At 75.8% G+C, this 23,936-nt stretch carries 19 protein-coding genes and 2 pseudogenes; 15 read left to right on the top strand and 6 right to left on the bottom strand.

The window, feature by feature from the left end; all coding sequences use genetic code 11:
* Nucleotides 1-247: 247 nt before the first annotated feature.
* On the bottom strand, nt 248-1,558 hold the full coding sequence (locus ABEB13_RS36910; RefSeq protein WP_345708998.1) for a hypothetical protein: 1,311 nt from the start codon (nt 1,556-1,558) through the stop codon (nt 248-250).
* Nucleotides 1,559-2,182: 624 nt separating this feature from the next.
* On the opposite strand from ABEB13_RS36910, the gene ABEB13_RS36905 reads away from it, so the two are divergent.
* The 6 genes from ABEB13_RS36905 (at nt 2,183) to ABEB13_RS36880 (ending at nt 8,372) form a co-directional block, all read left to right on the top strand.
* The gene (locus ABEB13_RS36905) at nt 2,183-3,613 is read left to right on the top strand and encodes a DUF2252 domain-containing protein (protein ID WP_345708997.1); all 1,431 of its coding nucleotides are present in this window, start codon (nt 2,183-2,185) and stop codon (nt 3,611-3,613) included.
* Nucleotides 3,614-3,693: 80 nt separating this feature from the next.
* Nucleotides 3,694-5,037, top strand: coding sequence for a chloride channel protein (locus tag ABEB13_RS36900; RefSeq protein ID WP_345708996.1), 1,344 nt, complete (start codon nt 3,694-3,696; stop codon nt 5,035-5,037).
* Nucleotides 5,038-5,370: 333 nt separating this feature from the next.
* Nucleotides 5,371-5,913 (top strand): hypothetical protein, encoded by a 543-nt coding sequence (locus tag ABEB13_RS36895; RefSeq protein WP_345708995.1) that lies wholly within the window; start codon nt 5,371-5,373, stop codon nt 5,911-5,913.
* A 62-nt stretch (nt 5,914-5,975) separates the two neighbouring features.
* On the top strand, nt 5,976-6,791 hold the full coding sequence (locus ABEB13_RS36890) for a maleylpyruvate isomerase family mycothiol-dependent enzyme (RefSeq protein WP_345708994.1): 816 nt from the start codon (nt 5,976-5,978) through the stop codon (nt 6,789-6,791).
* Nucleotides 6,792-6,903: 112 nt separating this feature from the next.
* On the top strand, nt 6,904-7,116 hold the full coding sequence (locus tag ABEB13_RS36885; protein WP_345708993.1) for a PLD nuclease N-terminal domain-containing protein: 213 nt from the start codon (nt 6,904-6,906) through the stop codon (nt 7,114-7,116).
* A gap of 83 nt (nt 7,117-7,199) precedes the next feature.
* Complete coding sequence (locus ABEB13_RS36880; RefSeq protein ID WP_345708992.1) at nt 7,200-8,372, top strand: cytochrome P450 family protein; 1,173 nt, start codon at nt 7,200-7,202, stop codon at nt 8,370-8,372.
* A 34-nt stretch (nt 8,373-8,406) separates the two neighbouring features.
* On the opposite strand, the gene ABEB13_RS36875 is transcribed toward ABEB13_RS36880, so the two are convergent.
* Nucleotides 8,407-8,859, bottom strand: a complete 453-nt coding sequence (locus ABEB13_RS36875; RefSeq protein ID WP_345708991.1) for a hypothetical protein — start codon at nt 8,857-8,859, stop codon at nt 8,407-8,409.
* 89 nt (nt 8,860-8,948) lie between these two features.
* Nucleotides 8,949-11,021: a SpoIIE family protein phosphatase gene (locus ABEB13_RS40950; RefSeq protein WP_425559936.1), complete on the bottom strand. Its 2,073-nt coding sequence runs from the start codon at nt 11,019-11,021 to the stop codon at nt 8,949-8,951.
* Nucleotides 11,022-11,495: 474 nt separating this feature from the next.
* On the opposite strand from ABEB13_RS40950, the pseudogene lanKC reads away from it, so the two are divergent.
* The 5 genes and pseudogenes from lanKC (at nt 11,496) to ABEB13_RS36840 (ending at nt 18,052) form a co-directional block, all read left to right on the top strand.
* Nucleotides 11,496-14,134, top strand: a pseudogene (gene lanKC / locus ABEB13_RS36860) (class III lanthionine synthetase LanKC).
* 41 nt (nt 14,135-14,175) lie between these two features.
* Nucleotides 14,176-14,301 carry a SapB/AmfS family lanthipeptide gene (locus ABEB13_RS36855; RefSeq protein WP_100886905.1) on the top strand — a complete coding sequence of 42 codons (126 nt, stop codon included), beginning with the start codon at nt 14,176-14,178 and terminating at the stop codon, nt 14,299-14,301.
* 134 nt (nt 14,302-14,435) lie between these two features.
* The gene (locus ABEB13_RS36850; RefSeq protein ID WP_345708989.1) at nt 14,436-15,563 is read left to right on the top strand and encodes an ABC transporter transmembrane domain-containing protein; all 1,128 of its coding nucleotides are present in this window, start codon (nt 14,436-14,438) and stop codon (nt 15,561-15,563) included.
* Entirely contained in the window at nt 15,560-16,249 is a 690-nt protein-coding gene (locus ABEB13_RS36845; protein ID WP_345708988.1) for an ATP-binding cassette domain-containing protein, read from the top strand. Before ABEB13_RS36850 ends, ABEB13_RS36845 begins: the two co-directional genes overlap by 4 nt.
* A gap of 12 nt (nt 16,250-16,261) precedes the next feature.
* Nucleotides 16,262-18,052 carry an ATP-binding cassette domain-containing protein gene (locus tag ABEB13_RS36840; protein WP_345708987.1) on the top strand — a complete coding sequence of 597 codons (1,791 nt, stop codon included), beginning with the start codon at nt 16,262-16,264 and terminating at the stop codon, nt 18,050-18,052.
* 22 nt (nt 18,053-18,074) lie between these two features.
* Here ABEB13_RS36840 and ABEB13_RS36835 read toward each other — a convergent pair whose 3' ends face one another.
* Both ABEB13_RS36835 and ABEB13_RS36830 read right to left on the bottom strand, forming a co-directional pair.
* Nucleotides 18,075-18,764: an SDR family oxidoreductase gene (locus ABEB13_RS36835; RefSeq protein ID WP_345708986.1), complete on the bottom strand. Its 690-nt coding sequence runs from the start codon at nt 18,762-18,764 to the stop codon at nt 18,075-18,077.
* Nucleotides 18,765-18,896: 132 nt separating this feature from the next.
* Nucleotides 18,897-19,568 carry an enoyl-CoA hydratase-related protein gene (locus ABEB13_RS36830; RefSeq protein WP_345708985.1) on the bottom strand — a complete coding sequence of 224 codons (672 nt, stop codon included), beginning with the start codon at nt 19,566-19,568 and terminating at the stop codon, nt 18,897-18,899.
* 366 nt (nt 19,569-19,934) lie between these two features.
* Between ABEB13_RS36830 and ABEB13_RS36825 the strand changes: the two genes are divergently transcribed.
* The 4 genes and pseudogenes from ABEB13_RS36825 (at nt 19,935) to ABEB13_RS36810 (ending at nt 23,206) form a co-directional block, all read left to right on the top strand.
* Nucleotides 19,935-20,360, top strand: coding sequence for a hypothetical protein (locus tag ABEB13_RS36825; protein ID WP_345708984.1), 426 nt, complete (start codon nt 19,935-19,937; stop codon nt 20,358-20,360).
* 98 nt (nt 20,361-20,458) lie between these two features.
* Nucleotides 20,459-21,178, top strand: a complete 720-nt coding sequence (locus ABEB13_RS36820) for a TetR/AcrR family transcriptional regulator (protein WP_345708983.1) — start codon at nt 20,459-20,461, stop codon at nt 21,176-21,178.
* A gap of 98 nt (nt 21,179-21,276) precedes the next feature.
* A pseudogene (locus ABEB13_RS36815) lies at nt 21,277-22,408 on the top strand (FAD-dependent oxidoreductase).
* A 123-nt stretch (nt 22,409-22,531) separates the two neighbouring features.
* Nucleotides 22,532-23,206, top strand: a complete 675-nt coding sequence (locus ABEB13_RS36810; RefSeq protein ID WP_345708982.1) for a lysophospholipid acyltransferase family protein — start codon at nt 22,532-22,534, stop codon at nt 23,204-23,206.
* Nucleotides 23,207-23,249: 43 nt separating this feature from the next.
* On the opposite strand, the gene ABEB13_RS36805 is transcribed toward ABEB13_RS36810, so the two are convergent.
* Nucleotides 23,250-23,870, bottom strand: coding sequence for a TetR/AcrR family transcriptional regulator (locus ABEB13_RS36805; protein WP_345708981.1), 621 nt, complete (start codon nt 23,868-23,870; stop codon nt 23,250-23,252).
* Between the last annotated feature and the right edge of the window lie 66 nt (nt 23,871-23,936).

The following is a 23,936-nucleotide window of genomic DNA, read 5'->3' as shown; positions in this document are numbered from 1 at the left end:
ACGAACGCATCGCCGCCACCCTCGGCAACCACTACACCGTCAGCTCCGGCCTGGCGGCCTGCCCGTACTCCCCCATCTCCGGCAGCCTGCAGGTGGATGCGGGTCCGGACGGTTCGCTCAGCGGCAGCGTCGACATCGTCGGCTACGGCGGTGCCTTCTGCGGCCGCACGGCCCACCGGGCCGGCCTCACCGGCCGGGCCCGCCGACGGACCGCCGCACGTGGTGCGGTCCGTCAGCGGGGCGGCGGTCAGGCCGTCGCCGCCGGGGTGCCGCCGGATCCGGGCGGCCGACCCGGCCGGTCGGCGGCCGGTCCGTCCGCACCCGTGTCGAGGAACTCCCGGATGGCGAAGGCCACCGCCACGATCACGGTGATCCACACCACCACGGCCGAGGTCGGGTAGCTCCAGAAGGCCAGGACCAGCGCCGCGACCACGAGGATCGCGATACCGATCCACCGCTTGAAGCGGTGCACGAACGGGCCGACCGGCCCCAGCTTCATCCCCAGCGAGAACAGCGAGTCGCGGATGGCCGCGATCACCCGGCGGCAGGCCGTGCGGACGGCGACGGCGAATCTCGACGGGCCGATCAGGAAGGCCCCGAGGGCTGTCACCACGGCCACCGCGAAGATCGCGCGCACGCTCGCCCGCATGAAGCGGATCAGGGTGTCGTACACGGCCCCGGCCGCCGCCTGGTTCGCACCCGGCGGCAGGTGGTCCAGGTAGAACGCCCGGAACACGGTGAGGACGATGCCCAGCAGCAGCATCGCGAGGGCGATGCCGATGCCCGCGCCGATCAGCGCGCGGCGCCGGTGCACGGCGAGGAAGACGCCGACGGCGGCGATCAGCACGGTGATGATCGGCAGCCAGGCGCCCATCACCTCCAGCAGCCGGAAGTAGGTCTTGACCTTCCCGATGTCCTTGGAGGCGAACACGACGAAGTTGGTGTGCACCTCCGGGATCCGCGCGGCCACGCCGAGCCCGGCGTCCACCAGCTGGGTCTTGACCCGGTCCACGATCGGCGCGATGTCGATCGACACCTGGTTGTTGTTCAGCGACACCGCGCCGCCGCCCTTGCCGGTCAGCGCCTTGTCCAGTGACGTGTGGATCAGGCGGTTCGCCTCCACCCACACCGTCTCGAACTGACTGCTGGTGACCACCCGCTGGACGGTCGAGTGGACGAGGTCGGTGAGCCCGCTGGTGATCGGGCCGGTCAACCCGCCGATCAGCTTGGCGGCGTTCGGCGGCACGCCCTGCTGGGCCGCGGCGTCCGACAGCTGCTGGACCAGTGCCTTCACGTCGATCTGGTCCAGCACCACCTGGGTGACCCGGTTGGTGACGGCGTCCTGGACGTCGGGCTGGGTGGCCAGCGGTGCCATGGTGCTGACGTAGCGGTCGGTGTTGCCGACGATGTCACTCGTCCAGACCGCGATCACGGCGAGCATGGAGAGCAGCGACGCGATGACGATCAGCACCACCGAGCCGGAGGTCCGCAGCCGGTGGTGCTCCTTCCGCGGTGGCGGGGCGGCCGCTTCCAGCGCCGCGATCCGGGCATGCAGCATGTCGACCTCGCTGCGCCCGGCGGTCGTCGGGGCCTCGGACGCTGCCGGCCGCCCCGGTGGCGGCGGGGTCGGCGCGGCCGCTGCGGGCGGGACGGCCGGGGTCACCGGTGTCGGGGTCGGCGGGGTCGGGCTCGGCGGGGTCGGGCTCGGCGGGGTCGGGCTCGGCGGGGTCGGGCTCGGCTGGGTCGGCCGGTTCGGCGGAACCGGATGTCCGGCCACCGTGGGCTCGCCCTCTTCGGGCGGCCGCACGTGTTCGGGCCCGCCCTCGGCAGGCGTGCCGGACTCGGGGTCTGACTCGCTCGGCGGCATGGTGCACTCCCAGCTTCGGTCCTTCCGGCCCGGCCGCCCTGGGACGGCCGGGCCGGTCGTCCCTCCCAGGAGAAACGCACCGGTGACGCCCCACCACCGGGGATGCGCGTACGGGTGGTGCGGCCGCCGCCCGCGGGCCGCACCACGGCGGGCGCCGCACCCGACACGCGGGTCACAACAGGCCGGAACCCGCCGTGCCCGCGATGATCTGAGATGGGCGCGCACCCGTCCGGCGACCGCGTCCGCCCGCTCACGCCACCGCACGGTGACCCCGGGCGCCTCGACGGCCGCACGGCCAGGCAAGGAGGGCCTCCGATGCCCCAGGACTCGACCACGGCGATGCGCTCGGTGTCGCACGCCACGCCCGAGGAGCGGACGGCCCGCGGCAAAGAGGCCCGGCGCCGCTCGCCCCGGTCCGCCCACGCGGAGTTCGTGCCGCCGAAGCGCCGTCCGGACCCGCTGGCCATCCTGGAGGCCCAGTCGGCGACCCGCGTGCCCGAGCTGGTGCCGATCCGCTACGGCCGGATGACCGAGTCGCCGTTCCGGTTCTACCGGGGAGCCGCCGCCATCATGGCGTCCGACCTGGCCGGCTCGCCGGATTCGGGGATCAAGGCACAGCTCTGCGGCGACGCCCACATGCTGAACTTCCGGCTGCTGGCCTCGCCGGAGCGCCAACTGCTCTTCGACATCAACGACTTCGACGAGACACTGCCCGGGCCCTGGGAGTGGGACGTCAAGCGGCTGGCCGCCAGCCTGGTCATCGCGGGGCGCGCCAACGACTACGACGACAAGGAGCGCGCCGGCATCGTCCAGGCGACGGTGCGTTCGTACCGCGAGGCGATGATCCGCTTCGCGGGGATGCGCAACCTGGACGTCTGGTACGCGCGGATGGACGAGGACCGCCTCCGGGAGCTGGCCACCGAGCACCTGCACAAGCGCGCCCAGAAGAACCTCGACCGCGCGATGGCCAAGGCCCGCACCAAGGACAGCCTGCAGGTCTTCGAGAAGCTCTCCGAGGTGGTCGACGGCGAGGTACGGATCGCGCCGGACGCCCCGCTGCTCGTCCCCATCGCGGACCTGCTCCCGGACGTGGAGCGCACCGCCCTGGAGGAGGTGTTCCGCGGCCTGATCGAACGCTACGGCCGCACGCTGGCCTCGGACCGGCGCCACTTGCTGGAGGACTTCCGACTGGCGGACGTCGCCCGCAAGGTGGTCGGCGTGGGCAGCGTCGGCACCCGCTGCTGGATCTTCCTGCTGCTCGGCCGGGACGGGCAGGACCCGCTGTTCCTCCAGGCCAAGGAGGCCGGCGCCTCCGTTCTGGCGGCCCACGTCGGGGCGAGCCGGTACCGCAACCAGGGCGAGCGGGTGGTCTCCGGCCAGCGGCTGATGCAGGCCGCCAGCGACATCTTCCTGGGCTGGGAGCGGGTGGACGGCATCGACGGCAAGCGCCGCGACTTCTACATCCGCCAACTGCGCGACTGGAAGGGCATCGTGACGCCGGAGCTGATGGTGCCCACCGGCATGCGGGCGTTCGGCGAACTGTGCGGGGTCACCCTGGCCCGCGCCCACGCACGGTCCGGCGACCGGATCGCCATCGCCGCCTACCTGGGCGGCGGCGACGCGTTCGACCGCGCGCTCGTCGACTTCGCCGAGGCGTACGCCGACCAGAACGAGCGCGACCACCGGGCGCTCGTGGAGGCGGTGCGTACCGGGCAACTGCCCGCGGAGGACGTCCCCGCCGGCTGACCGGCTGCCAGGTGGTGCCCCCGGGCCCGGCCCGGGGCGGAGCGGTGCCGAGAGTCCCGACGGCCGAGGAGACGATGCACATGCCGGCCAAGCCGGTCGGAGAGCCCACCGCGGCGCCGCCGAACCCGTTCGCCATCGTGCGCAGCCGCGGCTACGTCGTGGTCCTGGTGATCACCGCCGTCATCGGCGTGCCGATCTCGGCCGCGGCGTTCGGCTTCCTGGCGCTCGTCTCCGAGCTCCAGTCGCTGACCTGGACGGACCTGCCGCGCTCGCTGGGGTTCCACGGCACGCCCGACTGGTGGGCCGTGCCGCTGCTCACGGTGGCCGGCCTGCTGGTCGGCGCGACCGTCCGCTACCTGCCCGGGGGCGGCGGCCACAAGCCGGCCGAGGGGCTCAATACCTCGGGCGCGCCGTCGGTGGCGGCGATTCCCGGTATCGCCCTCGCGGCGCTCGCCACGCTCGGCCTCGGCGCCGTGCTCGGACCGGAGGCACCGCTGATCGCCCTCGGCGGCGGGCTGGCGGTGGCCGCCGTCCGGCTGGTGCGGCGCAACCCTCCGCCGACCGTGGTCTCGGTGATCGGGGCGGCGGGGAGCTTCGCCGCGATCAGCGAGCTGCTGGGCTCGCCGCTGCTGGGTGCGTTCCTCCTCATGGAGGCGTCGGGCCTGAGCGGCCCGATGCTCGGCATCGTCCTGGTGCCGGGCCTGCTCGCAGCCGGTGTCGGGTCGCTCATCTTCACCGGCCTGGGCTCGTGGACGGGTCTCGGCACGTACTCGCTGGCGCTGCACCAGGTGCCGCACGCCCCGCGGCCGGACATCGCCGAGTTCGGGTGGGCGATCGTGGTGGGACTGGCGGCCGCCGTCGTCGGCGAAGGGATCCGGCGGCTCGCGCTGCGGCTCCAGGTGCACGCGGACCGGCGGCGGATTCCGGTCACCGTGCTGGTCGGCGCAGCCGTCGGCGCGGTCGCGCTCGGCTATGCCGAGGCCACCGGGAAGCCCGCGTCCGGCATCCTCTACTCGGGCCAGGACGCGCTCGGTCCCCTGCTGTCCGACAGCGCCACCTACTCGGCCGGCGCGCTGGTGATGCTGGTGCTCTGCAAGTCGGCGGCCTACTGCCTGTCCCTGGGCGCGTTCCGCGGCGGCCCGATCTTCCCGTCCATGTTCGTGGGGGCCGCCGGCGGACTGGCGCTCTCGCACCTGCCCGGGCTGAACATCACCGCGGGGTTCGCGATGGGCATCGGGGCCATGGCCGTGGCGATGCTCAAGCTGCCGATGACCGCGGTCCTGCTGGCCACCCTGCTGCTCGGCTCGGACGGGCTCACCGTGATGCCGCTGGTCATCGTCGCCGTGGTGGTGTCCTACGTGGTCTCGCTGCGGATCACCACCTGGACGCCGCCCCCGCCACCGGCCGAGCCCGCCGCCGGGTGATCGCCCGCGCCCGTCACGGCCGGTGATCACTTCGGCGGCGGGGCGGTCACGGTCCGGTGCGCGAACGGTCGCCGAACCGAGTTCTTCCCGTGGCGATGATGCGTGCAATCCGGGTGGGCGGGCACGGGCAGGCCGCGGACCGGCATGGCGGGCGCCCGGGGCAAGGGGCGGGTCTTGACCCCGTCTTGACCCGGGTGGGCGCCGCCCCCGCCCGGCCCGGCGGCCCCGGCCGTGTAGAACGGCCTCCTGCCCTGCGGCAGAGCGTTCATTCCCCACCCGATCCAGGTACGCGCCGGCCGTCCGGCGGACGGATCCGCCCGACGGAGGTACCGCATGCCGGCACGACGGCTGCCCCGACTCGCCCTGCTCGCCGTCCTGGTCGCCGTCCTGTCCGGCTGGGGCGCCGCCACCGCCCTGGACTGGAACGGGCCCTGCCAACCGCGCTTCCCCGGGGTGGACCGGCTGGTCTCGGCCCTGCCGACGTTCGCCTGCTTCTCGGTCGGGGGCGCGGCGGACGGCTACGTCGTCGACGTCTCCTACTCCGGGATGGAGCACGACCCGCAGGAGGCGCTCGCGCTCGCGTACGCCGAGGCCGGGGTCTTCTGGAGGCAGTTCCCGTACCGGCTGGACAGCGTGAACATCGACACCACCGCCGCGTTCGGGGAGTCGGCGATCAAGAACGTCACCCTGACCGGCGACCAGTTGGCGACGAAGTTCGGGAACCGGCCGGACACGGTCGCACCGTCGGGCCCGTTCCCGGAGCAGCCCGTCCAGCGGACACAGATCGCCCTGTGGGCCGTCAGCGTCCTCGCGCTCGTGGGTGCGGTCCTCCTGACCCGCCGCCACCGGGCCGCAGGACGGCGCCCCGCGCAGTGACCTGCGGGTGATCCGTCCGGGGCTCTGGACAGCGGCACCGGATTGGTTCAGCATTCACCACCATGATCCCTCCCTCCGCCGCTCGGGCCGCCGAGCACGCCGCGCTGTCGGCCGCCGTCACCGCCGTGGCCGAGGACATCGCGGCGCTGCTGCGCTCCTGCGGCGACACCTCCGTCCCGATCCCGGGCGCCGAGTGGACGGTCGGCGAGGCCGCGGCCCATCTCGCGCTGGCCAACGAGCTGATGGCCGACCTGGCCGCCGGCCGGGAGCGGGCCTACGGCGACGGCACGCCGCAGAGCCTCGCGGCGGCCAACGCCGAATCCCTGACGGCGTTCCCCGAACGCGGCGGGGCGGTGCTGGCCGAGGAGATCACCCGGCACGCCGAGGCGTTCAACGCGGCCTTCGCCCGCCGGTCGCCGGCCGACCCGGTGGTGACCCCGCTGGGCCCGATGGACCTGGCGACCCTTGCCTCGTACCTGATCACCCACATGCTCGGGCACGGCTACGACATCGCCGTCGCGCTCCGCAGACCGCACATGATCGACCGCCAGCGGGTCGAGTTGTGCCTCCCGTTCCTGATGACCGCCATGCCGCGGGTCGTCGACGACCGCTCGGCCGCCGGCCACACCGCCCGCTACGACCTGCGGATCGGCCGCGGACCGCGCATCGCGGTCACCTTCACCGACGGCGCGGCCGAAGTGGCGGCGGGGCCCGCCACCCGCCCCGACTGCACGATCCGTACCAGCCCGGACGCCTTTCTGCTGCTCGCCCTGGGGCGGTACACCCCCACCGCGGCGCTGGCCCGCGGCAAGGTGCTCGCCTGGGGCCGCCGCCCGTGGCTCGCCCCACGCTTCCCGCTGCTCTTCTCCGCGCCGTAGCGGGCGACGCGGCACCAAGGACGGTCCCGGTGCGCCGGGGCTTGACGCCGGGCCGGGTTGCGCCCACCCTTCGACCTGCACGCCCCGCCGAGCGGCGACAGGAGGCCCCACCGTGTTCGCGCATTCCCCCGCCGCGTCGCCCGGTCTGCCGGTCGCGCTGCTCCCGCTGCTCGCCCTCGTCCCGGCCATCGCCTGCATGGTCGACATCGTGCGGCACCCCGACACCCGGCTGTACCCGCCGCGCACCTGGATGGTGGTGTGCCTGCTCGGCAACGTGTTCGGCGCGGCCGCGTACCTGCTGTACGGGCGGAGCCTGCGCCGGTAGCGGCGGCGCGGCCCCGCTACGCTGCGCACTGCTCGGCGCGGCAACGGCGTTCGGGCCTGTGCCGGGAACGGGGAGGGGTCGGGATGCCGCACCGGGCCGAGGCCGTCCGACTCGACGGGGCGTTCCTCGCCGACCCGCACGCGGCCTGCGCGGCGCTGCGCCGACGCGGGCCGGTGCACCGGGCGGTGGCGCCCGACGGCGCGCCCGTCCGGCTGGTCACCGGGTATGCGGAGGTGCGCGCCGCCGCGGCGGATCCGCGGCTCTCGCTCGACAAGCGCCACGCCGCGAGCCGGGGTGGGAGCGGTGACTCGCTGCCGCCGGAGCTCGACGCCCATCTGCTGAACTCCGACCCGCCGCGGCACACCCGGCTGCGCGCGCTGGTCAACGGCGCCTTCGGCCCGCGGCAGGTCCGCGCGCTGCGGGCCCGGGTGCAGCGGTCCACGGACCGCCTGCTGGACGGGCTGGACGGCCACCGGAGCGCCGATGTCGTCGCCGACCTGGCGACACCGCTGTCGATGACGGTCATCTGCGAACTGCTCGGAGTCCCCGCGGCCGACCGGCCCGACTTCGCGGCCTGGACGGACACCCTGCTCTGCCCGGCCGCCGACGCCCCGGCCCGGTCGCGGGAGGCCATGCGCGGCATGCACGCCTACCTGACGGCGCTGGTGGCCCGGCGGCGGGCGGCGCCCGACGACGACCTGCTCTCCGGGCTGATCGGGGCCCTGCCCGAGGACGAGCTGATCGCGATGGCCTTCCTGCTGCTGTTCGCCGGGTACCACAACACCATCGGCCTGATCGCGACGACCGTCCTCGCGCTGCTCTCCCACCCGGACGAGCTCGCCGCGCTGCGGGCCGGCCGGCTGACGCTCCCCCAGGTCACGGAGGAGGTGCTGCGCTGGAACCCGCCCGCCCTGCTGGCCGTCCGCCGCTTCCCCCGCGAGGAGGTCGAGATCGGCGGGACGACGATCGGCCCCGGCGAGCGGGTGTGGCTCTCCTGGGCGTCCGCCAACCGCGACGAGGCCGTCTTCCCCGATCCGGACGCCTTCCGGCCGGGCCGGCCGCGGCCGCACCTGGCGTTCGGTCACGGCCCGCACCACTGCCCGGGGGCGGCCCTCGCCCGCTTGGAGAACGAGGTCGCCGTCGGCACCCTGCTGCGCCGCTTCCCCGGGATCGACCTGCTGCCCGACCCGGGCGGCCCGCACTGGCGGACCTCGCTGCGCAGCCGCGCGCTCGTCCGGCTGCCGGTGACCCTCTGACGGAGCACCGGCCGGCGGAGCGGCCCGCCGTCGGTCAGGACGCGCCGCTCTTGCGGTAGCGCTTGGCGAGCTGCGGGTCCGACTCCCACCACAGGCCGCCGGCACCGGCGCCCTGCTCCGCGTCCCGGGCGTCCTCCGGGCCCGGACCGCGCGGGACGACGTCGTCGCCCTCGGCGCGCAACCGCAGGACCACGCCGGGCGCCAGGCCCAGCAGGCCGAGCACCGGCACCACCGCGATCAGGATCTCGTACCCGGTGCCGAACGCGGTGACCACGAACTCGGCCCCCTCGCGCACGTCGACGGCGACGGAGTTGGAGCGCAGCCGGCCCCGGCCGGTGCGGACCTCGTGCCGGCCCGGTTCGACGGTGATCCGGGCCACCCCGCCCCGCACGACCTCGGCCACCCGGACGCCGTCGACGAAGACCCCGAGCGGGCGGGCCCGCCCCATCAGCGCCTGCTCCGCCCGCACCACGAGCGTTCCCGTCATCTGCACCCCTGTCCTTCACCGAGCGAAACGGGCACAGCATACGGGTCCGCCCGGCCGGCCGGGCGGGGCCCGGCGGATCCGGCGGAAGGTCAGGCGGCGGGGTGCGGGCGGGGAAGGTCCTGCTCGGACCAGATGACCTTGCCCGTGGACGTGTAGCGGGTGCCCCAGCGCGCGCTGAGCTGGGCGACCAGGAACAGCCCGCGGCCGCCCTCGTCGGTGACCGCGGCGTACCGCAGGTGCGGGGCGGTGCTGCTGGCGTCGGAGACCTCGCAGATCAGCCTGCGGTCGTAGAGCAGCCGTACGCCGATCGGCCCGGCGGCGTGCCGCACCGCGTTGGTGACCAACTCGCTCAGGATCAGCTCGGTCGCGAACACCAGCCCGTCCAGGCCCCAGCGTTCCAGCTGGCGGGTGGCGGTGGCGCGGGCCTCGGCCACGGCGGCAGGGTCGGAGCGCACCTCCCACGCGACGATCCTGTCCGGCGGCAGCGCCCGGGCGGTGGCGACGAGCAGGGCGACGTCGTCCTCGTGACGGGCCGGCAGCATCGCCTCCAGGACGGCCTGGCAGGTCTCCTCCGGGGTCCGGCCGGGCGGGGCGAGTGCCTCGCGCAGCATTCCCAGCCCGATGTCGATGTCGCGGGTGCGCGCCTCCACCAGGCCGTCGGTGTAGAGGACGAGCCGGCTGCCCGCGGGCAGTTCGACCTCGCTGGTGGTGAACGGCAGGCCGCGGAAGCCCAGCGGGGGGCCGACGGGCGTGTCGGGGATCTCGACCGTGCCGTCCTGGTGGACGAGGACGGCGGGCAGGTGCCCGGCCCGGGCGAGCTGGCACCGCTGGGAGGTGGGGTCGTAGATCGCGTACAGGCAGGTGGCGCCCACCACGACGTCGGTACCGCTGGCCGCCTCCTCCTCGTCGATGCGGCTGACGACGTCGTCGAGGTGGGTGAGGAGCTCGTCGGGCGGCAGGTCCAGCGCCGAGAAGTTGTGCACGGCGGTGCGCAGCCGGCCCATGGTGGCGGCGGCGTGCACGCCGTGGCCGACCACGTCGCCGACCACCAGGGCGACCCGGGCGCCGGACAGCGGGATGACGTCGAACCAGTCGCCGCCGACGCCCGCGTGGGCCGGCAGGTAGCGGTAGGCGGCGTCCACCGCGTTCTGCTCGGGCAGGCCCCGCGGCAGCAGGCTGCGCTGGAGGGTCATCGCCATGGCGTGGCTGCCGGTGATTGCCGCGGTCAGCTGTTCCTGGGTGGTGTAACGGGCCTCGAAGACACCGTTGTTGCGTCCGAGGCGGAGGACCGCGACGCGGTCGGAGACCGCCTGCACGTCGTCGAGGTTGTGGCTGACGAGGATGACGGCGTGGCCGTGGTCGCGCAGCCGGCGGATCAGTTCCAGCGTCTGGGCGGTCTGTTCGAGGCCGAGCGCGGCCGTCGGCTCGTCGAGGATCACCAGGTCGGGCCGGCCGATCAGGGAGCGGGCGATCGCCACGGCCTGCCGCTGGCCGCCGGAGAGGGAGGCGACCGGGATCCGCAGGCTGGGCAGGCGAACGGAGAGGCTGGCGAACACCTCCCGGGCCCGGCGCTCCATCTCGACCTCGCGCAGCAGCCCGAACCTGCGCAGTTCGCGGCCGAGGAAGAGGTTGGCGACGGCGTCCAGACCGTCGCAGAGGGCGAGATCCTGGTAGACCGTCGCGATGCCCAACTCCTGGGCGTCGAGGGGCCGGCGGATCTCGACCGGCCGGCCGCGCCACTCGATCAGCCCGCTGTCCGGCTGATGGACGCCGGAGACCGTCTTGATGAGGGTCGACTTGCCGGCACCGTTGTCGCCGACCAGGGCGACGATCTCACCCGGGCCGATGTCGAGGGAGACGGAGCTGAGTGCCTGCAGGGTGGCGAACCTCTTGGAGATCCCGCGCAGCGACAGCAGGGGACCCGGGCCACCTGACCACCACCTCTCCGCCGCGCTCCGCCGGTCTCCTGCCGTGAGTCTGCCCGCCGGGAGGGTCGAAGCGCAGCACAACGCGCCGCGCCGGGGCCGGTCGGCCCCTGTGCCGGACGCTGCGGCGCGCCGTCGTCGGCCGTGCGGAGTACTGCCCGGACCGGCCGGGGGCGCGGCTGCCTGCCCGGGCCCGGCCGCCGGTGCCGGGGCAGCGGGCCGCTCCGGGCGGCGCACCGGTGGGCGGGCCGTGCGCCGGACGCCGTCCGGAGGGGCCCGGGCGGCCCAGCCGGGCGGTCCGGGCAGGCCGACACGCCCGTGGGGCTGGACGACGCATGCGCCGTCCGGCCTGCCCCGGCGCACGGAGCGCGCCCTCCGACGATCGTCGTAGCCGGGCCCGGACGGCACCGGATTCCCGGGGCGTTCCGCCGGCCGGGAGCTCGCAGGCCTGCGCCCCGCGCGGGCCCCACCTGCGCCGACGCGCCCCGCGCCGGCTGTCCGGATGCGCCTTGTGCGCGCCCTGCCGGACCGGCCGCACGGAAATCTAGCTTTTTCAATGTCGGTCGCCGGCGGAGAAGTTGGCGAGCGACGGCGATCCGCCGGACGCCGGGGCGACCCGGGCGGCCGACGGAGCCGGGCCCTCGGTGGCGCCGGCACGGTCCGGCGGCGAACCCGTGCGCCGCCACGCTCCACGACCCCTGGAGAGCCAGCATGGACATGCGCTACGAGGCGTACTCCTACGCCGACAAGCTGTTCTACGACTCACCCGTCCGCTGGGCCGCCCTGGACGAGTTCGCCGCAGCCACCGCTCCGCTGCCGCCCGGCTGGGCACGCAGCACGAGGGAGGTGTGGACCGGCGCGCACCCGGTGGACGTCCGGCTGCCCGACCAGGGCTGGAAGATCCACGTGTCGGCGTGCCTGGACAACGCCGAGCAGATCCTGGAACTGGTCGCCGCCTACTGCTTCGAGAACCGGATCGCCTTCAAGTTCCTGCGCAGTCCGGCCCTGGTCCAGACGCAGAACGCCAAGTACGCGGCCCGCGGGTCGAGCGGGAAGTTCCTGACCCTCTATCCGGTGGACGACCGCGAGCTGGAGCGATGTCTGGAGGACCTCGGCGCCGCGCTGGAGGGCCGGCCCGGCCCGTACATCCTGAGCGACCTGCGGTGGCGGCAGGGGCCGCTGTACCTGCGCTACGGGGCTTCACCGAGCAGTTCTGCCGCTCGGAGACCGGCGAACTGGTGCTGGCGCTGCGCGAGCCGTCGGGCCGGCTGCGGCCGGACGTCCGGCGGGCGGTGTTCGAGGTGCCGGAGTGGGCGCCGGTGCCGGCCGTGCTGGCGGAGGCGCTGGCCCAGGCCCCGGCGGCCACCACGGACGCCTTCCCGTTCACCGTGGAGCGGGCGCTGCACTTCTCCAACGGCGGCGGCATCTACCTCGCCCGGCCTGTCGGCGGGGCGGACGGCCCGCCCGTGGTGCTGAAGGAGGCGCGGCCGCACGCCGGCCTCGACCAGCGCGGCGACGACGCCGTGCTGCGGCTGGCCCGCGAACGCGACATCCTGCAACGGCTGGCCGGCCTCCCGCAGGTGCCCGCCGTGCTCGGCCACCTGACAGCGTGGGAACACGACTTCCTGGTGCAGGAGTACGTCGAGGGCGAGCCGCTCAACCGGTGGTTCGGCCGGCACTACCCGCTGATCCACCCGGACCCGGACGAGGCCACGGCCGCCGCCTACCGCGAGGAGGCGCTGCGGATCCTGGACAGCGTGGCGGAGGGCCTGCGCGCCATCCACGGGCGGGGCATCGTCTTCGGCGACCTGCATCCGCGCAACCTGATCGTCCGCCCGGACGGCACGGTCGCCTTCATCGACTTCGAACTCGCCTCCCCAGTAGACGCGTTCGTCCGCCCGGCGCTGGGAGCCGCGGGGTTCGCCGCACCGCCCGAGCTGACCGGCTTCGCCGTCGACCTGCACGCCCTGGACGCCCTGCGGCTGTGGATCTTCCTGCCGCTGCTGCCGCTGACCGCGCTCGACCCGGGCAAGGCCGAGGCACTGACCGCGGCCGCCGGACGCCGGTTCGCGCTGCCGCCGTCGGCACTGCCCGCCGCCCCGGCGACGGGCGGCCCGGCCGCCGCCGCGGCCGGGCAGCTGGAACGGCTGCTCAGCGGCGACCCGGCCGACTGGCCGCAGCTGCGGGACTCGCTCGCGGCCGGCATCGCCGCGACCGCCACGCCGGACCGCACCGACCGGCTGTTCCCCGGCGATCCGGGCCAGTTCACCCACGACGGTCTCGGCCTCGCCTACGGCGCCGCCGGCGTGCTGTGGGCGCTGCAGACCGCCGGCACCCCGGTCGACCCGGAGCACGTCCGGTGGCTGCTGGACGCCGTCGCCCGCGAACCCTGCCGCCCCGGCCTGTACCTCGGGTCGCACGGTGTGGCGTACGCGCTGGAGCGACTCGGACGACCCGGCGAGGCGCTGAACCTGCTGGACCGCCTGCTCAAGACCGACCTGGACGGCCTCGCACCGGACCTCGCCGGCGGACTGGCGGGCGTCGGGCTGACGCTGCTGCACTTCGCCCACATCTGCGGGGACCGCGACCTGCACGCCGCCGCGGCGGACGTCGCCGACCGCCTCGCTGCGGGTCTCGGACCGACCGCCGGAGCACCTGCCGCCCCCGGGCGGGCCGGCCTGCTGCACGGCGGATCGGGTGCCGCCCTCTTCCTGCTGCGCCTGTACGAGAGCACCGCCGACCGGGACCTGCTGGACCTGGCCGGCCGGGCGCTGTCGGACGACCTCGCCCGCTGCCTCGTCGCCGAGGACGGCACGCTCCAGGTCGACGAGGGCACCCGGGTCCTGCCCTACCTGGAATCGGGCAGCGCCGGCATCGCGGCCGTGCTCCACGAGCACCTGCGACTGCAGCCCGACCCGGCCGGGGAGGTCCGCCTGGAGCAGATCCGCCGGGCCGCCGAACCCGAGTTCATCGTCCAGTCCGGGCTGTTCAACGGGCGCGCCGGGCTGATCGCCCTGCTGCACCGCCTCCAGGACGGCACCGACCAGCACCGGGACGTGATCCGCCGCCACATCCGGCGGCTGGCCTGGCACCTCGTCCCCTACCAGGGGCACGCAGCCTTCCCCGGGGAGCAGTTGCTGCGGCTGTCCACGGACCTGGCCACCGGGTCGGCGGGCGTCCTGCTCGGGCTGGGCGCCGCGCTCGCGGACACCCCGCCGCTCCCGTTCTGGACGCCGGGAGGGTTCGCGGCCACCGCGCCCGCCCCCGGCGCCGACCCGGGCCGACGGCTCCCGCCGCCCTCGGCCCCCACCCCCGCGACGGCACCGGCCGCCGCCCACGAGTTCCGGTGAACCGCCGGAAGACCGCACCACCGACCCGATGGGAGACCACCATGTCGATCCTGAGCCTCCAGGCCCTGGAGACCCCCGAGGAGACCACCGAGTACCAGTCGGTCCTCAGCTCGCTGAGCGCCGTCAACTGCACCAACAGCACGGTCAGCACCCTGCTCTGCCTCTGAGCGGACAGGCCCGGTCGGCCGGCGGCGATCCGCCGGCCGACCGGGTGGCACCGAGCCGGCCCGGGCGGTCCCGACCGCCCGGGCCGGCGCCGCGTCCGGGCGGCCTCGCCGCCCACGATCCGAAGGGACCGCCGATGCGCACCACTCCCCCGAACCCGGCGGCGCCCGCCCCCGGCGGGACGGCACGGCGGACGGCCGCCGCGGCCGGACGGACCGGGGCCGAGGCGGCGCAAGCGGTACACCCGGACGCCGCCGGGGAGCGGCACACCGCACCGGGCGCGTCCCGGCTGCTGCGCCGCGTCCTGGTGCGCACCCGGGGCTGGGCGGCGGTGCTGGCCGGCACGGTGGCGGTGAGCACGGCCGCGGCGCTGGCCCTGCCCGCCGTCCTGGCCGACGCCGTCGACCGGGTGCTGCGCGGCCAGGGCACCGGCTGGGTACCGCTGCTCGGCGTCCTCTGCGTGCTGACGGCCGCCGAGACGGTCGGCCAGTACGCGGGACCGCGGGCCGCCGCCGACGCCACCGTGCACCTGCGGCAGGAGACGATCCGCCGGGTGGTGGCCGCCGGGCCGTACCCGGCGGTCCGGTTCGCGCCCGGGGATCTCGTCGCACGGCTCACCGGCAGCGCCCCGGAGGCCGCGCTGGCCGCCCAGGCGGTGGTCTACTCGGCGGCCCAGCTCGCACTGGCGCTGGGCGCCGTCACCGCGCTGGCGGTGCTCGCCCTGCCGCTGGCCGCCGCCTTCCTGGCCACTGCCCCGGCCGGCTTCGTCCTGGTCCGCCGCTACCTGCGCCGCGCCGGCCGGCTCGGGGCGGGCTACCAGCGGGTGCAGGCCGACCTCGCGACCCGCCTGCTCGACGCGCTCGGCGGCAGCCGCAGCATCGCCGCCTCCGCCACCCTGGAACAGGAGATCGAACGGGTGCTCGCGCCGGTGCCGGAGCTCGCCCGGCACGGCCGCCGACTGTGGGACAGCCAGCGCCGGATCGCCTGGGCCACCGGCCTGCTGGCCCCCGCGACCCAGCTGACCGTGCTGGCCGTGGCCGGGTACGAGCTCTCCGCCGGTGCCCTGACCGTCGGTGGGCTGCTCGCGGCGCTCGGGTACACCGGCATCGGCCTGAGCGGCTTCGGAACGGCGCAGAGCCTGCTCGACCTCGCCCGGGCCAGGGCCGGCGCAGGCCGGGTGGCCGAGGTCCTCGACCTCCCGGTGCGTGCGCCCGGCACCGTCCCGCTGCCGCCGGGGGCCGGGCTGCTGGAGCTGCGGGGGTGACGCTCCGCCGCTCCGGCGCGGCCGTCCTGGACGGGCTGGACCTGCGGGTGCCCGCCGGGACCTGCGTCGCCGTGGTGGGCCGCTCGGGCTCCGGCGCGTCCCTGCTCGCCGCGGTGGCCGGCGGCCTGCTCGACCCCGACGAGGGCGAGGTGCTGCTCGACGGCGTCCGCATGGACGGGATCCGCCCCGGGGACCTCCGGGCGGCAGTCGCCCACGCCTTCGCCGACCCCGCACTGCCGGGGGCGACCCTGCTGGACGCCCTCGCCCTGGCAGCCGAGCCGGTGGCGCCCGACGCGGTGCACGCGGCGGCGCGCGCCGCCCGGGCGGACGGCTTCGTCCGGCGGCTGCCGGAGGGCTACCGCACTCCGACGGCGCTGACCCCGCTGTCCGGCGGCGAGCGCCAACGCCTGGGCCTCGCGCGGGCGTTCGCCCACGGCGGGCGGCTGCTCGTGCTGGACGAGGCGACGTCGAGCCTGGACGGCGCGACCGAGGCCGCGGTGCTGGCGGCGATGGACCGCGATCTTCCCGGCCGGACCCGCCTGGTGGTGACCCGCCGCGCGGCGACGGCCGCCCGCGCCGACGCCGTCGCCTGGCTGGACGCCGGGCGGATCCGCGGCCTCGCACCGCACGCCGCGCTGTGGCGGCTGCCCGAGTACCGCAGCGTCTTCCACGACCCGGCCGACTGAGAGGGACACCCGATGCCCGCACCCGATCCGTCCGCCGCACCCGCACCCGGGCCGTCCGCCGCACCCGACGACCGGGGAGCGGGGCTGCGGCTGCTGCGGACGGGGCTGCGCGGCAGCCGCGGGCCGCTGCTGCGGCTCACCCTCTGGACGCTGCTGTCCGCCGCGCCCGCGCTGGCCGCCGGCAAGACACTGGCGCTCGCGGTGGACCGCGGCTTCCTGGCGCACCGCCCCGGCCTGGCGGCGGGCTGGCTCGCCGCGTTCGCCGCCGTCACCCTCGCCGGCGCGTGGGCCGCCCGGCAGACGTACCCCTGGCTGGCCGAGATCGTGGAGCCGCTGCGCGACAGCCTGCTGCGCGAGGTGGTGACCGGCACCCTGCACCGGGCGGTCGGGCCCGGCGGGGCCCGGCGGGGCGGCGAGGCGGCGGTCGTGGTGGCCCGAATGACCCGACAGGTGGAGGCCGTCCGGGACGCCGTGGCCGGGCAGTTGCTGGTCGTCTGGCACTTCGCGCTGACTGCGGCGGCGGTCGTCGCGGGCACCGCCGCGCTCGCCCCGGCCGCCGTGCCCCCGGTCGCCCTGCCCCTGCTGCTGGCGCTGGGCGCGTTCGCCGCGCTGGCGCCGGCCACCGTGCGCCGGCAGCGCCGGGCGTTCCTCACCGAGGAGACGCTGGCCGGCGTCTGCGTCGACACCCTGCACGCCCTGCGCGACCTGGTCGCCTGCGGTGCCCAGGGGCATGCCGAACGGGAGGCCCTGGCGGCGGCGGCGGCCCAGGGCGCCGCCGCCCGCTCGCTGGCCCGGGTGGCGGCCCTGCGTCGGCTGCTGGTCGCGCTGGGCGCCCATCTGCCGCTGCTGCTCGTCGTGCTGGACGCGCCGTCGCTGGTGCGGGGCGGGATGACCGCGGGCGGTGTCGTCGGCGTCCTCGCCTACGTGGTGGGCACGATGGAGCCGGCCCTGAAGCTGCTCGTGCAGGGCGTCGGCGCGTCCTGGCTGCGACTGGCGGTGGCGGCGGAACGCCTCGCCGAGGCCGCGCACCGGCCGCCGCCTGCGGCGCGGCCCGGGCCGCCCGTCCGGCCGGCCGACGGCTCGGCGCGGTTCGCCGGCGTCACCTTCGCGTACGGCGCGTCGGCGGAGCGGGTGCTCGACCGGCTCGACCTGCGGATCGCCGACGGCGAGCACCTCGCGGTCGTCGGCCCGTCCGGCATCGGCAAGTCCACCCTGGCGGACGTGCTGTGCGGGATCACGGCGCCCGACGGCGGACAGGTGCTGCTCGGCGGCGTGCCCGTCGGACGCGTCGACGCCCGCGAACTGGCCCGCCTCCGGGTGCTGCTCCCCCAGGACGCGTACGTGTTCGGCGGGCCCCTGCGCGACAACCTGCGCTGGCTGGCGCCGGGGGCGACGGACGGCACGGTCGTCGACGCGGCGCACGCACTGGGCGCGGACGGGCTGCTGGCACGGCTCGGCGGCCTCGACGCGACCGTCGACCCGGCCGCGCTGTCGGCGGGCGAGCGGCAGCAGATCGCGCTCGTCCGCGCCTACCTGTCGCCGGCCGGACTGGTCGTGCTGGACGAGGCCACCCGGCACCTGGACGCGGCGGCGGAGCGCTGCGCCGAGGCCGCGTTCCGGCGGCGGCACGGCACGGTCGTCAGCATCACCCACCGGGCCGGGCCGGCCCGCCGGGCCGACCGGATCCTGCTGCTCGACGGGACCGGGCCCAGGCTCGGCACCCACGCCGAACTCCTCGCCACCGCACCGGAGTACGCCGACCTGGTCGGCGCCCGGGACACCGCCCCGGGCGCCGACGGCTGACCGGCGCCAGCCTGACGGTCCGTCAGCAGCCGGGGCGGACCATCAGGTCGCTCATCATCGCGTCGCGCGGCAGGTCGAGCGCGGTGAGCACGGCCGACGCCACGGAGCCGGGCGTGATGCAGGTGTCCGGGTCGTAGGCCAGCCCCAGCCGGGCGTGCAGCCTGACCTGCATGGGGGTGGCGGTCTCACCCGGGTAGACGGTGGTCACCCGGACGCCGTGCGGGTACTCCTCCGCGCGCAGCGACTCGGCCAGCGCCTTCAGCGCGAACTTCGAGCAGGCGTAGGCCCCGAGCCCCGGCGGGGCGTGCAGGCCGGCCCCGGAGTTGAGGAAGACGACGTGGCCGCGCGCGGACCGCAGCGCGGGCAGCACGAGCCGGGTGAGCTCGGCGGGTGCCACCAGGTTGACCGCGAGCGTCTCCTCCCAGCTGCCGACCGTGAACTCGCCGACCGCACCGGGTTCCAGCACCCCGGCCACGTGCAGCAGGGAGTCGAGGGCGTCCGGCAGTTCCTGCCGGGCCAGGGCACCGGCCAGCGCGCCGGGCACCGCGAGGTCGGCCACCAGCGTCCGGCTGCCGGGGAAGTCCGCCTGCAACTGTTCGGCCCGCGCGGCGTCCCGCGCCAGGAGCCACAACTGCTGGCCCCTGGCGGCGAGACGCCCGGCCACGGCTGCTCCGATACCCGATCCGGCTCCGGTGACGAGATGTGTGCCCATGACCGCTCCTTACCCGATCGGTGCAGGTCGGAAAGCCGGGATCCGGCCGACCCGGGGCGGCCTGCGGCCGGAAAGCGCCGGGGAGGTGACGAGGCGCCGGTGACGCCGGCCCCTCCGCCGTCGGGGGCCGCGTCAGCCCACCGGGATGTCCTTGTCCCGCAGCGCCGCCAGGGCGGGGGCGTACATCCGGGTCTTGATGGTGCCGAGAGTGGCCCCCGCCTTGGCCGCGTGGGAGCGGGCGATCTCGACGGCGCTCTGCCGCACCACCTCCTCGTCCACCGCCCGGTCGACGATCGCCGCGGCGAGCGCGTCCCGGCCGCCGTAGCGACGGGCGGTGACCATCGCCTCGTGCGCGGTCTGCGGGGCCAGCCGGGCCTGGATGAGGGCGGACATGCCGACCGTGAACGGAATGTCGATCTCGGCCTCGGGCAGGCACCAGAATCCGCGGTCCGCGCGCATCACCCGGAAGTCGTGCGCCAGCGAGAACATCGCCCCGGCCGCGAAGGTGTGCCCCTGGAGGGCCGCCACGGTGACCACCGGCAGGGTCAGCACCCGGGCCAGCAGGTCCTGGACACCGCCGACGTACTCGACCGCCCGGTCCGCGTGGGCGAAGAGCCAGTCCAGGTCGAGGCCGTTGGAGTAGAACTTGCCGGAGGCGGCGGTCACCAGCGCCCGCGGGCCATCGGCCTTCTCCACCTCGTCGAGCAGGGCGTTGACGGCGGCGAGCCAGTCCGGGTGGAAGCGGTTCTCACCGTCCCCGATGTCGAGCACGAAAACGTCGTCCTGACGGTCCAGACTGGGCATGGCTACTCCTCCGCGGGCGGGCCGTTCCTCGGGCATCGCGGCCGTACCGGACGCGGACCGGGCGCCGATGCTACCAGCCGGTAACTACGCGGGGCCACAGGATTCGCAGCCGATCCCACACCCCCTCGCGACTGCCGGGCCGGCCGGCCGCCGCCGCCGAAAACGGCCAGGTCCGGCCGCGGAGGGGTGCGGCCGGACCTGGCGTCACGGGGTGGAGCGCGCGCGGCGCCCCACCTGTCCGACGGTACGTCGGCCGGGCGGATTTCCGCGCAGGGCAGGCCGTGACTCGGCCGTCCGTGTCATCCGAACCGGCCGACCCCGGCCGTACACCCGGCGCGCGCCGCCCGCCCGCCCTACGCTCGGGGCATGGCCGCCTTCAGACTCGCCCACGGATTCACCGACCTGCCGGGAGCCGATCGCCCCAGGGCCGACCGGGCCTGCTCCCGGGGCTCCCTGCTGTCGCTCTGGTCCGAGGACTCGTTCCTCTCGATCGGCTCGTCCCGTTCGGTGCTGTCCGTCGGATCGATCGGCTCGGTCCTGTCCATCGGCTCGATCGGCAGTGCGGCGTCGGCGGGCTCGGTCGGCTCGGCGTTCTCGCTGCTGTCGGCCGGCTCCTGGCTGAGCACCGGCTCCCTGCTGTCCGCCCGGTCCTGCTGGTCCGTCCTGTCGTACCGGTCCTCGCGCGGCATCCTGGCCGCCGGCGCGGTCGTCGCCCTGACCGGCGCCGCAGCCCTCCACTCCCGGCGCGGCGCGCACGCTCCGCGCACCCGGCCCGCCCGCCGGACGCCGTAGCGGCGCAGCGGGCGCTTCGGAGGTACCTGCGCGCGGAGTTCTACGAACATGTTCGTTACGACCTTGTTCGGAGCGAACATGTTCGTTATCGTGAAGGCATGAGCGCACACCCCGATGCCCCGCGCAGCCGGCGCGAACGGCCCGCCAAGCCCGCCCTCACCCGGGCCGGGATCGTCACGACCGCCGTCGCACTGGTGCGTTCCGAGGGCCTGCAGCGCGTCACCATGCGACGCCTCGCCCAGGAGCTCGACACCGGGCCGGCCTCGCTGTACGTCTACGTCCGCAACACCGCCGAGCTGCACGCCGCCGTCCTCGACGAGCTGCTGGGCTCGGTGGACCTCGCCCCCGTACGAGCCACGGGCGACTGGACGGACCGGCTCGTCCAGATCCTCACCTCGTACACCGCGGTCCTGTTCGAACACCCCGGACTCGCCCAGTCCGCGCTGGTGGCCCGTCCGTCCGGCGAGCGCTACCTCGACCTGCTGGAGGCGCTGCTCGCCCTGCTCGCAGCGGGCGGGGTGCCGGCCGACCGGGCCGCCTGGGCGGTCGACCTGCTGCTCCAGTTCGCGACGGCGACCGCGGCCGAGCACGCCGGGCGGGGCGCCGACCGGCCCGCCGGGGAGGAGTGGGACGCGCTCGCCACCGCCCTGCGCGACGTCGCCGCCGACACCCGTCCGCACCTGGCCGCGCAGGGCACCGGTCTGCTCTCCGGTGCCGGCGGGGCCCGCCTCGTCTGGGGCTTCCGGGTGCTGATCAACGGCTTCCTGCACACGCCCCGGCCGGACGCCGTGGCGCCCGCCGCGGACGGCCCGGCCTGAGCGTCCGCGCTACCCGGGAACCGCGCCGCCCGGGATCCGTGCCGCGCGCACCCGGGCCCGAAACCCGCACCCGCACCCGCACCAAGGAGTGATCCGCCATGACCACGCACCACCCCGTCCTCGTCGTCGGCGCCGGACTCGGCGGCCTCACCCTCGCCCGCGTCCTGCACGTCCACGGCATCGCGGCCACCGTCCTCGACCTGGACGCCTCGGCCACCGCCCGGCACCAGGGCGGCATGCTCGACCTCCACGAGGACTCGGCGCAGGTCGCCCTCCGCGCGGCCGGTCTGTTCGAGGAGTTCCGGGCGATCGTCCACCCCGGCGGCGAGGCGACCCGCATCCTCGACCGGGACGCCGCCGTCCACCTCGCGGAGGACGGCCAGGAGAGCGGCCGGCCCGAGGTCAACCGCCACGACCTGCGCCGCATCCTGCTGGAGTCGCTGCCCGAAGGCACCGTCCGGTGGGGCACCAAGGTCACCGCCGCCCGCGCCCTCGGCGGCGGCCGCCACGAGGTCACGCTCGCCGGCGGCGGGCACCTCACCACCGACCTGCTGGTCGGCGCCGACGGCGCCTGGTCGCGGATCCGCCCGCTGGTCTCCGACGCGACGCCCGGCTACACCGGGATGTCCTTCGTCGAGGCCGACCTCCGCAACGCCGCCACGGACCACCCGGAGACGGCCGAACTCGTCGGCGGCGGAATGGCGTTCGCCCTCGCCGACGGCCGGGGTTCCTCACCCACCTGGAGAACGACGGCACCGTGCACACCTACGCCGCGCTCCAGGTGCCCGCCGACTGGACGTCGGGCATCGACTTCACCGACGGCGACCAGGCCAGGGCGACCGTCCTCGACCGCTTCGAGGGCTGGGACAAGCGCCTGCGTGCCCTGGTCGCGGACAGCGACGGCCCGCTGGTCGGCCGGCCGATCCACGCCCTGCCGATCGGCCACCGCTGGGAGCGGACCCCGGCGTGACCCTGCTCGGCGACGCCGCACACCTGATGTCGCCGTTCGCCGGCGAGGGCGCGAACCTCGCGATGCTGGACGGCGCCGAGCTCGCCGGGGCCGTCGCCGCCCACCCCGGGGACGTGGAAGGCGCACTGGCGGCCTACGAGGCGGCGCTCTTCCCGCGCAGCGAGGCCTCGGCCGAGGCGTCGGCCGGCGGTATGGAGCTGTGCTTCGGACCGGACGCCGCACGCGCCCTCGCCGCCATGATGACCGGACACACCGGCTGACCGGGCGGGCGGGGCCCGGCTCCCGCCGCTCGTCGACGGAGTTGAGTACGCCTACTCAGGTGGTGCCCGCCGGCGTTCCGCCACGATGGCGGTACCACCCGCCACCAGGCCGAAGGAACGCCCATGCTCAGCCGGACCGCCACCGCCCTGGTGCCCCTCCTCGGCCGGCTCGCCGTCAGCAGCGACACCGCCGGACCCGTCGCGCCGGGCAGTATCGTCGCCGCCAACCACACCTCGCTCGCGGACCCCGGGGTCGTCCTGGCGGCCCTGCACCGGCTCGGCACCGAACCGGTGGTGATGGCCACCGCCGGGCTCTGGCGAATCCCGGTGCTCGGCCGGGTGCTCCAAGGCGGCGGGCACATCCCCGTCCACCGCGGCACGGACCGCGCCGCCGACTCCCTCGCCGCCGCAGCCGCCGCGCTCGCCGACGGCCGGGTCGTACTGATCTACGGCGAGGGCGGCCTGCCCCGGCGCACCGACCCGCGGGACGCGGCTCCGGGCACGTTCCGCTCGGGGCTCGCCCGGCTCGCCGCGCGGAGCGGCGCACCGGTCGTCCCGCTCGGGCAGTGCGGCGCCCGGCGGTTGAGCTCCGGCAGCACCGCCAAGCAGGTCGCCGGGCTGGTCACGGCGCCGCTCCGGCGTCCCGCCCTGCACGTCCACGTCGGCGCGCCCGTCCGGCTGGACGGCGATGTCCCGGCGGCGACGGAGCAGGCGCACCGGGCGGTCACGGCCGCCTGGCAGGAGGCCGTCCGCCGCCTCGAAGGCCGCTCCACGGAGCCCGCCGCCCCGCGGGAGTGACGGCAGGGCCCGCCGCCCCGCATGGGTGACGGCGGCGCGCCGGTCACCGAGCGGCGTCCAGGAGGAGCCCGATCCCGTCGAGCAGGCGCTGCAGCCCGAACTCGAAGAGCCCGTCCAGGTCGAAGTCGTACCCGGTGGCGATGAGGCGTTCCAGGGCCGGGAAGCGGCCGGCGGCCAGGGCCAGCAGCGCGGGCTCCTGCGCGTCCATCCACTCCTCGTTGTCGACTCCGCTGAGCGCCTCCGCCTCGGCCTCCATCTCGACGTTGACGGCCGTCCCGCGGACGTAGTTGAAGAGGGTGAGGTAGGTGGTGAAGACGGTCTGCAGGTCGAGGCCGCGGCCCTCCAGGGCGGTGATCACCCACTCGGTGAACGGGAGCGCCCCGGCGACGGCCTGAGGCCGGGTCACGGAGAGCGCGGGCGCGAGCCACGGGTGGTGGCGGAACACCTCCCAGAGCATCCGGCCGGCCAGCGTGAGCCGCTCCCGCCAGCCGTCGGGCGGGTCGGCCGGGAACGTCCAGCGGGCGAAGACCGCGTCCATCATCCGCACCAGCAGGTCGTCCTTGTCGGCGACATGGCGGTAGAGCGACATGGTGGCGACGCCGAGTTCGGCGGCGACGCGGCGCATGGAGACCGCGGCGAGCCCTTCGGCGTCGGCGACGGCCACGGCGGTGGCGACGATCCGTTCGGCGGTGAGGGCCTGGTCGGCGGTGGAGCGCGGAAGGACGGCGGC

Origin of the sequence: Kitasatospora paranensis (genome assembly GCF_039544005.1) — a bacterium.
Classification (GTDB): domain Bacteria; phylum Actinomycetota; class Actinomycetes; order Streptomycetales; family Streptomycetaceae; genus Kitasatospora; species Kitasatospora paranensis.
The sequence above is the reverse complement of the archived record's forward strand: the minus strand, read 5'-3'. Positions and strand labels throughout refer to the sequence as shown.

Excerpts from the sequence above, each read along its gene's own strand:
- ABEB13_RS36910 (WP_345708998.1), bottom strand. The coding sequence starts at position 1,558 with ATGCTGCATGCCCGGATCGCGGCGCTGGAAGCGGCCGCCCCGCCACCG.
- ABEB13_RS36905 (WP_345708997.1), top strand. The coding sequence starts at position 2,183 with ATGCCCCAGGACTCGACCACGGCGATGCGCTCGGTGTCGCACGCCACG.
- ABEB13_RS36900 (WP_345708996.1), top strand. The coding sequence starts at position 3,694 with ATGCCGGCCAAGCCGGTCGGAGAGCCCACCGCGGCGCCGCCGAACCCG.
- ABEB13_RS36895 (WP_345708995.1), top strand. The coding sequence starts at position 5,371 with ATGCCGGCACGACGGCTGCCCCGACTCGCCCTGCTCGCCGTCCTGGTC.
- ABEB13_RS36890 (WP_345708994.1), top strand. The coding sequence starts at position 5,976 with ATGATCCCTCCCTCCGCCGCTCGGGCCGCCGAGCACGCCGCGCTGTCG.
- ABEB13_RS36880 (WP_345708992.1), top strand. The coding sequence starts at position 7,200 with ATGCCGCACCGGGCCGAGGCCGTCCGACTCGACGGGGCGTTCCTCGCC.
- ABEB13_RS36875 (WP_345708991.1), bottom strand. The coding sequence starts at position 8,859 with ATGACGGGAACGCTCGTGGTGCGGGCGGAGCAGGCGCTGATGGGGCGG.
- ABEB13_RS36855 (WP_100886905.1), top strand. The coding sequence starts at position 14,176 with ATGTCGATCCTGAGCCTCCAGGCCCTGGAGACCCCCGAGGAGACCACC.
- ABEB13_RS36850 (WP_345708989.1), top strand. The coding sequence starts at position 14,436 with ATGCGCACCACTCCCCCGAACCCGGCGGCGCCCGCCCCCGGCGGGACG.
- ABEB13_RS36840 (WP_345708987.1), top strand. The coding sequence starts at position 16,262 with ATGCCCGCACCCGATCCGTCCGCCGCACCCGCACCCGGGCCGTCCGCC.
- ABEB13_RS36835 (WP_345708986.1), bottom strand. The coding sequence starts at position 18,764 with ATGGGCACACATCTCGTCACCGGAGCCGGATCGGGTATCGGAGCAGCC.
- ABEB13_RS36830 (WP_345708985.1), bottom strand. The coding sequence starts at position 19,568 with ATGCCCAGTCTGGACCGTCAGGACGACGTTTTCGTGCTCGACATCGGG.
- ABEB13_RS36825 (WP_345708984.1), top strand. The coding sequence starts at position 19,935 with ATGGCCGCCTTCAGACTCGCCCACGGATTCACCGACCTGCCGGGAGCC.
- ABEB13_RS36820 (WP_345708983.1), top strand. The coding sequence starts at position 20,459 with ATGAGCGCACACCCCGATGCCCCGCGCAGCCGGCGCGAACGGCCCGCC.
- ABEB13_RS36810 (WP_345708982.1), top strand. The coding sequence starts at position 22,532 with ATGCTCAGCCGGACCGCCACCGCCCTGGTGCCCCTCCTCGGCCGGCTC.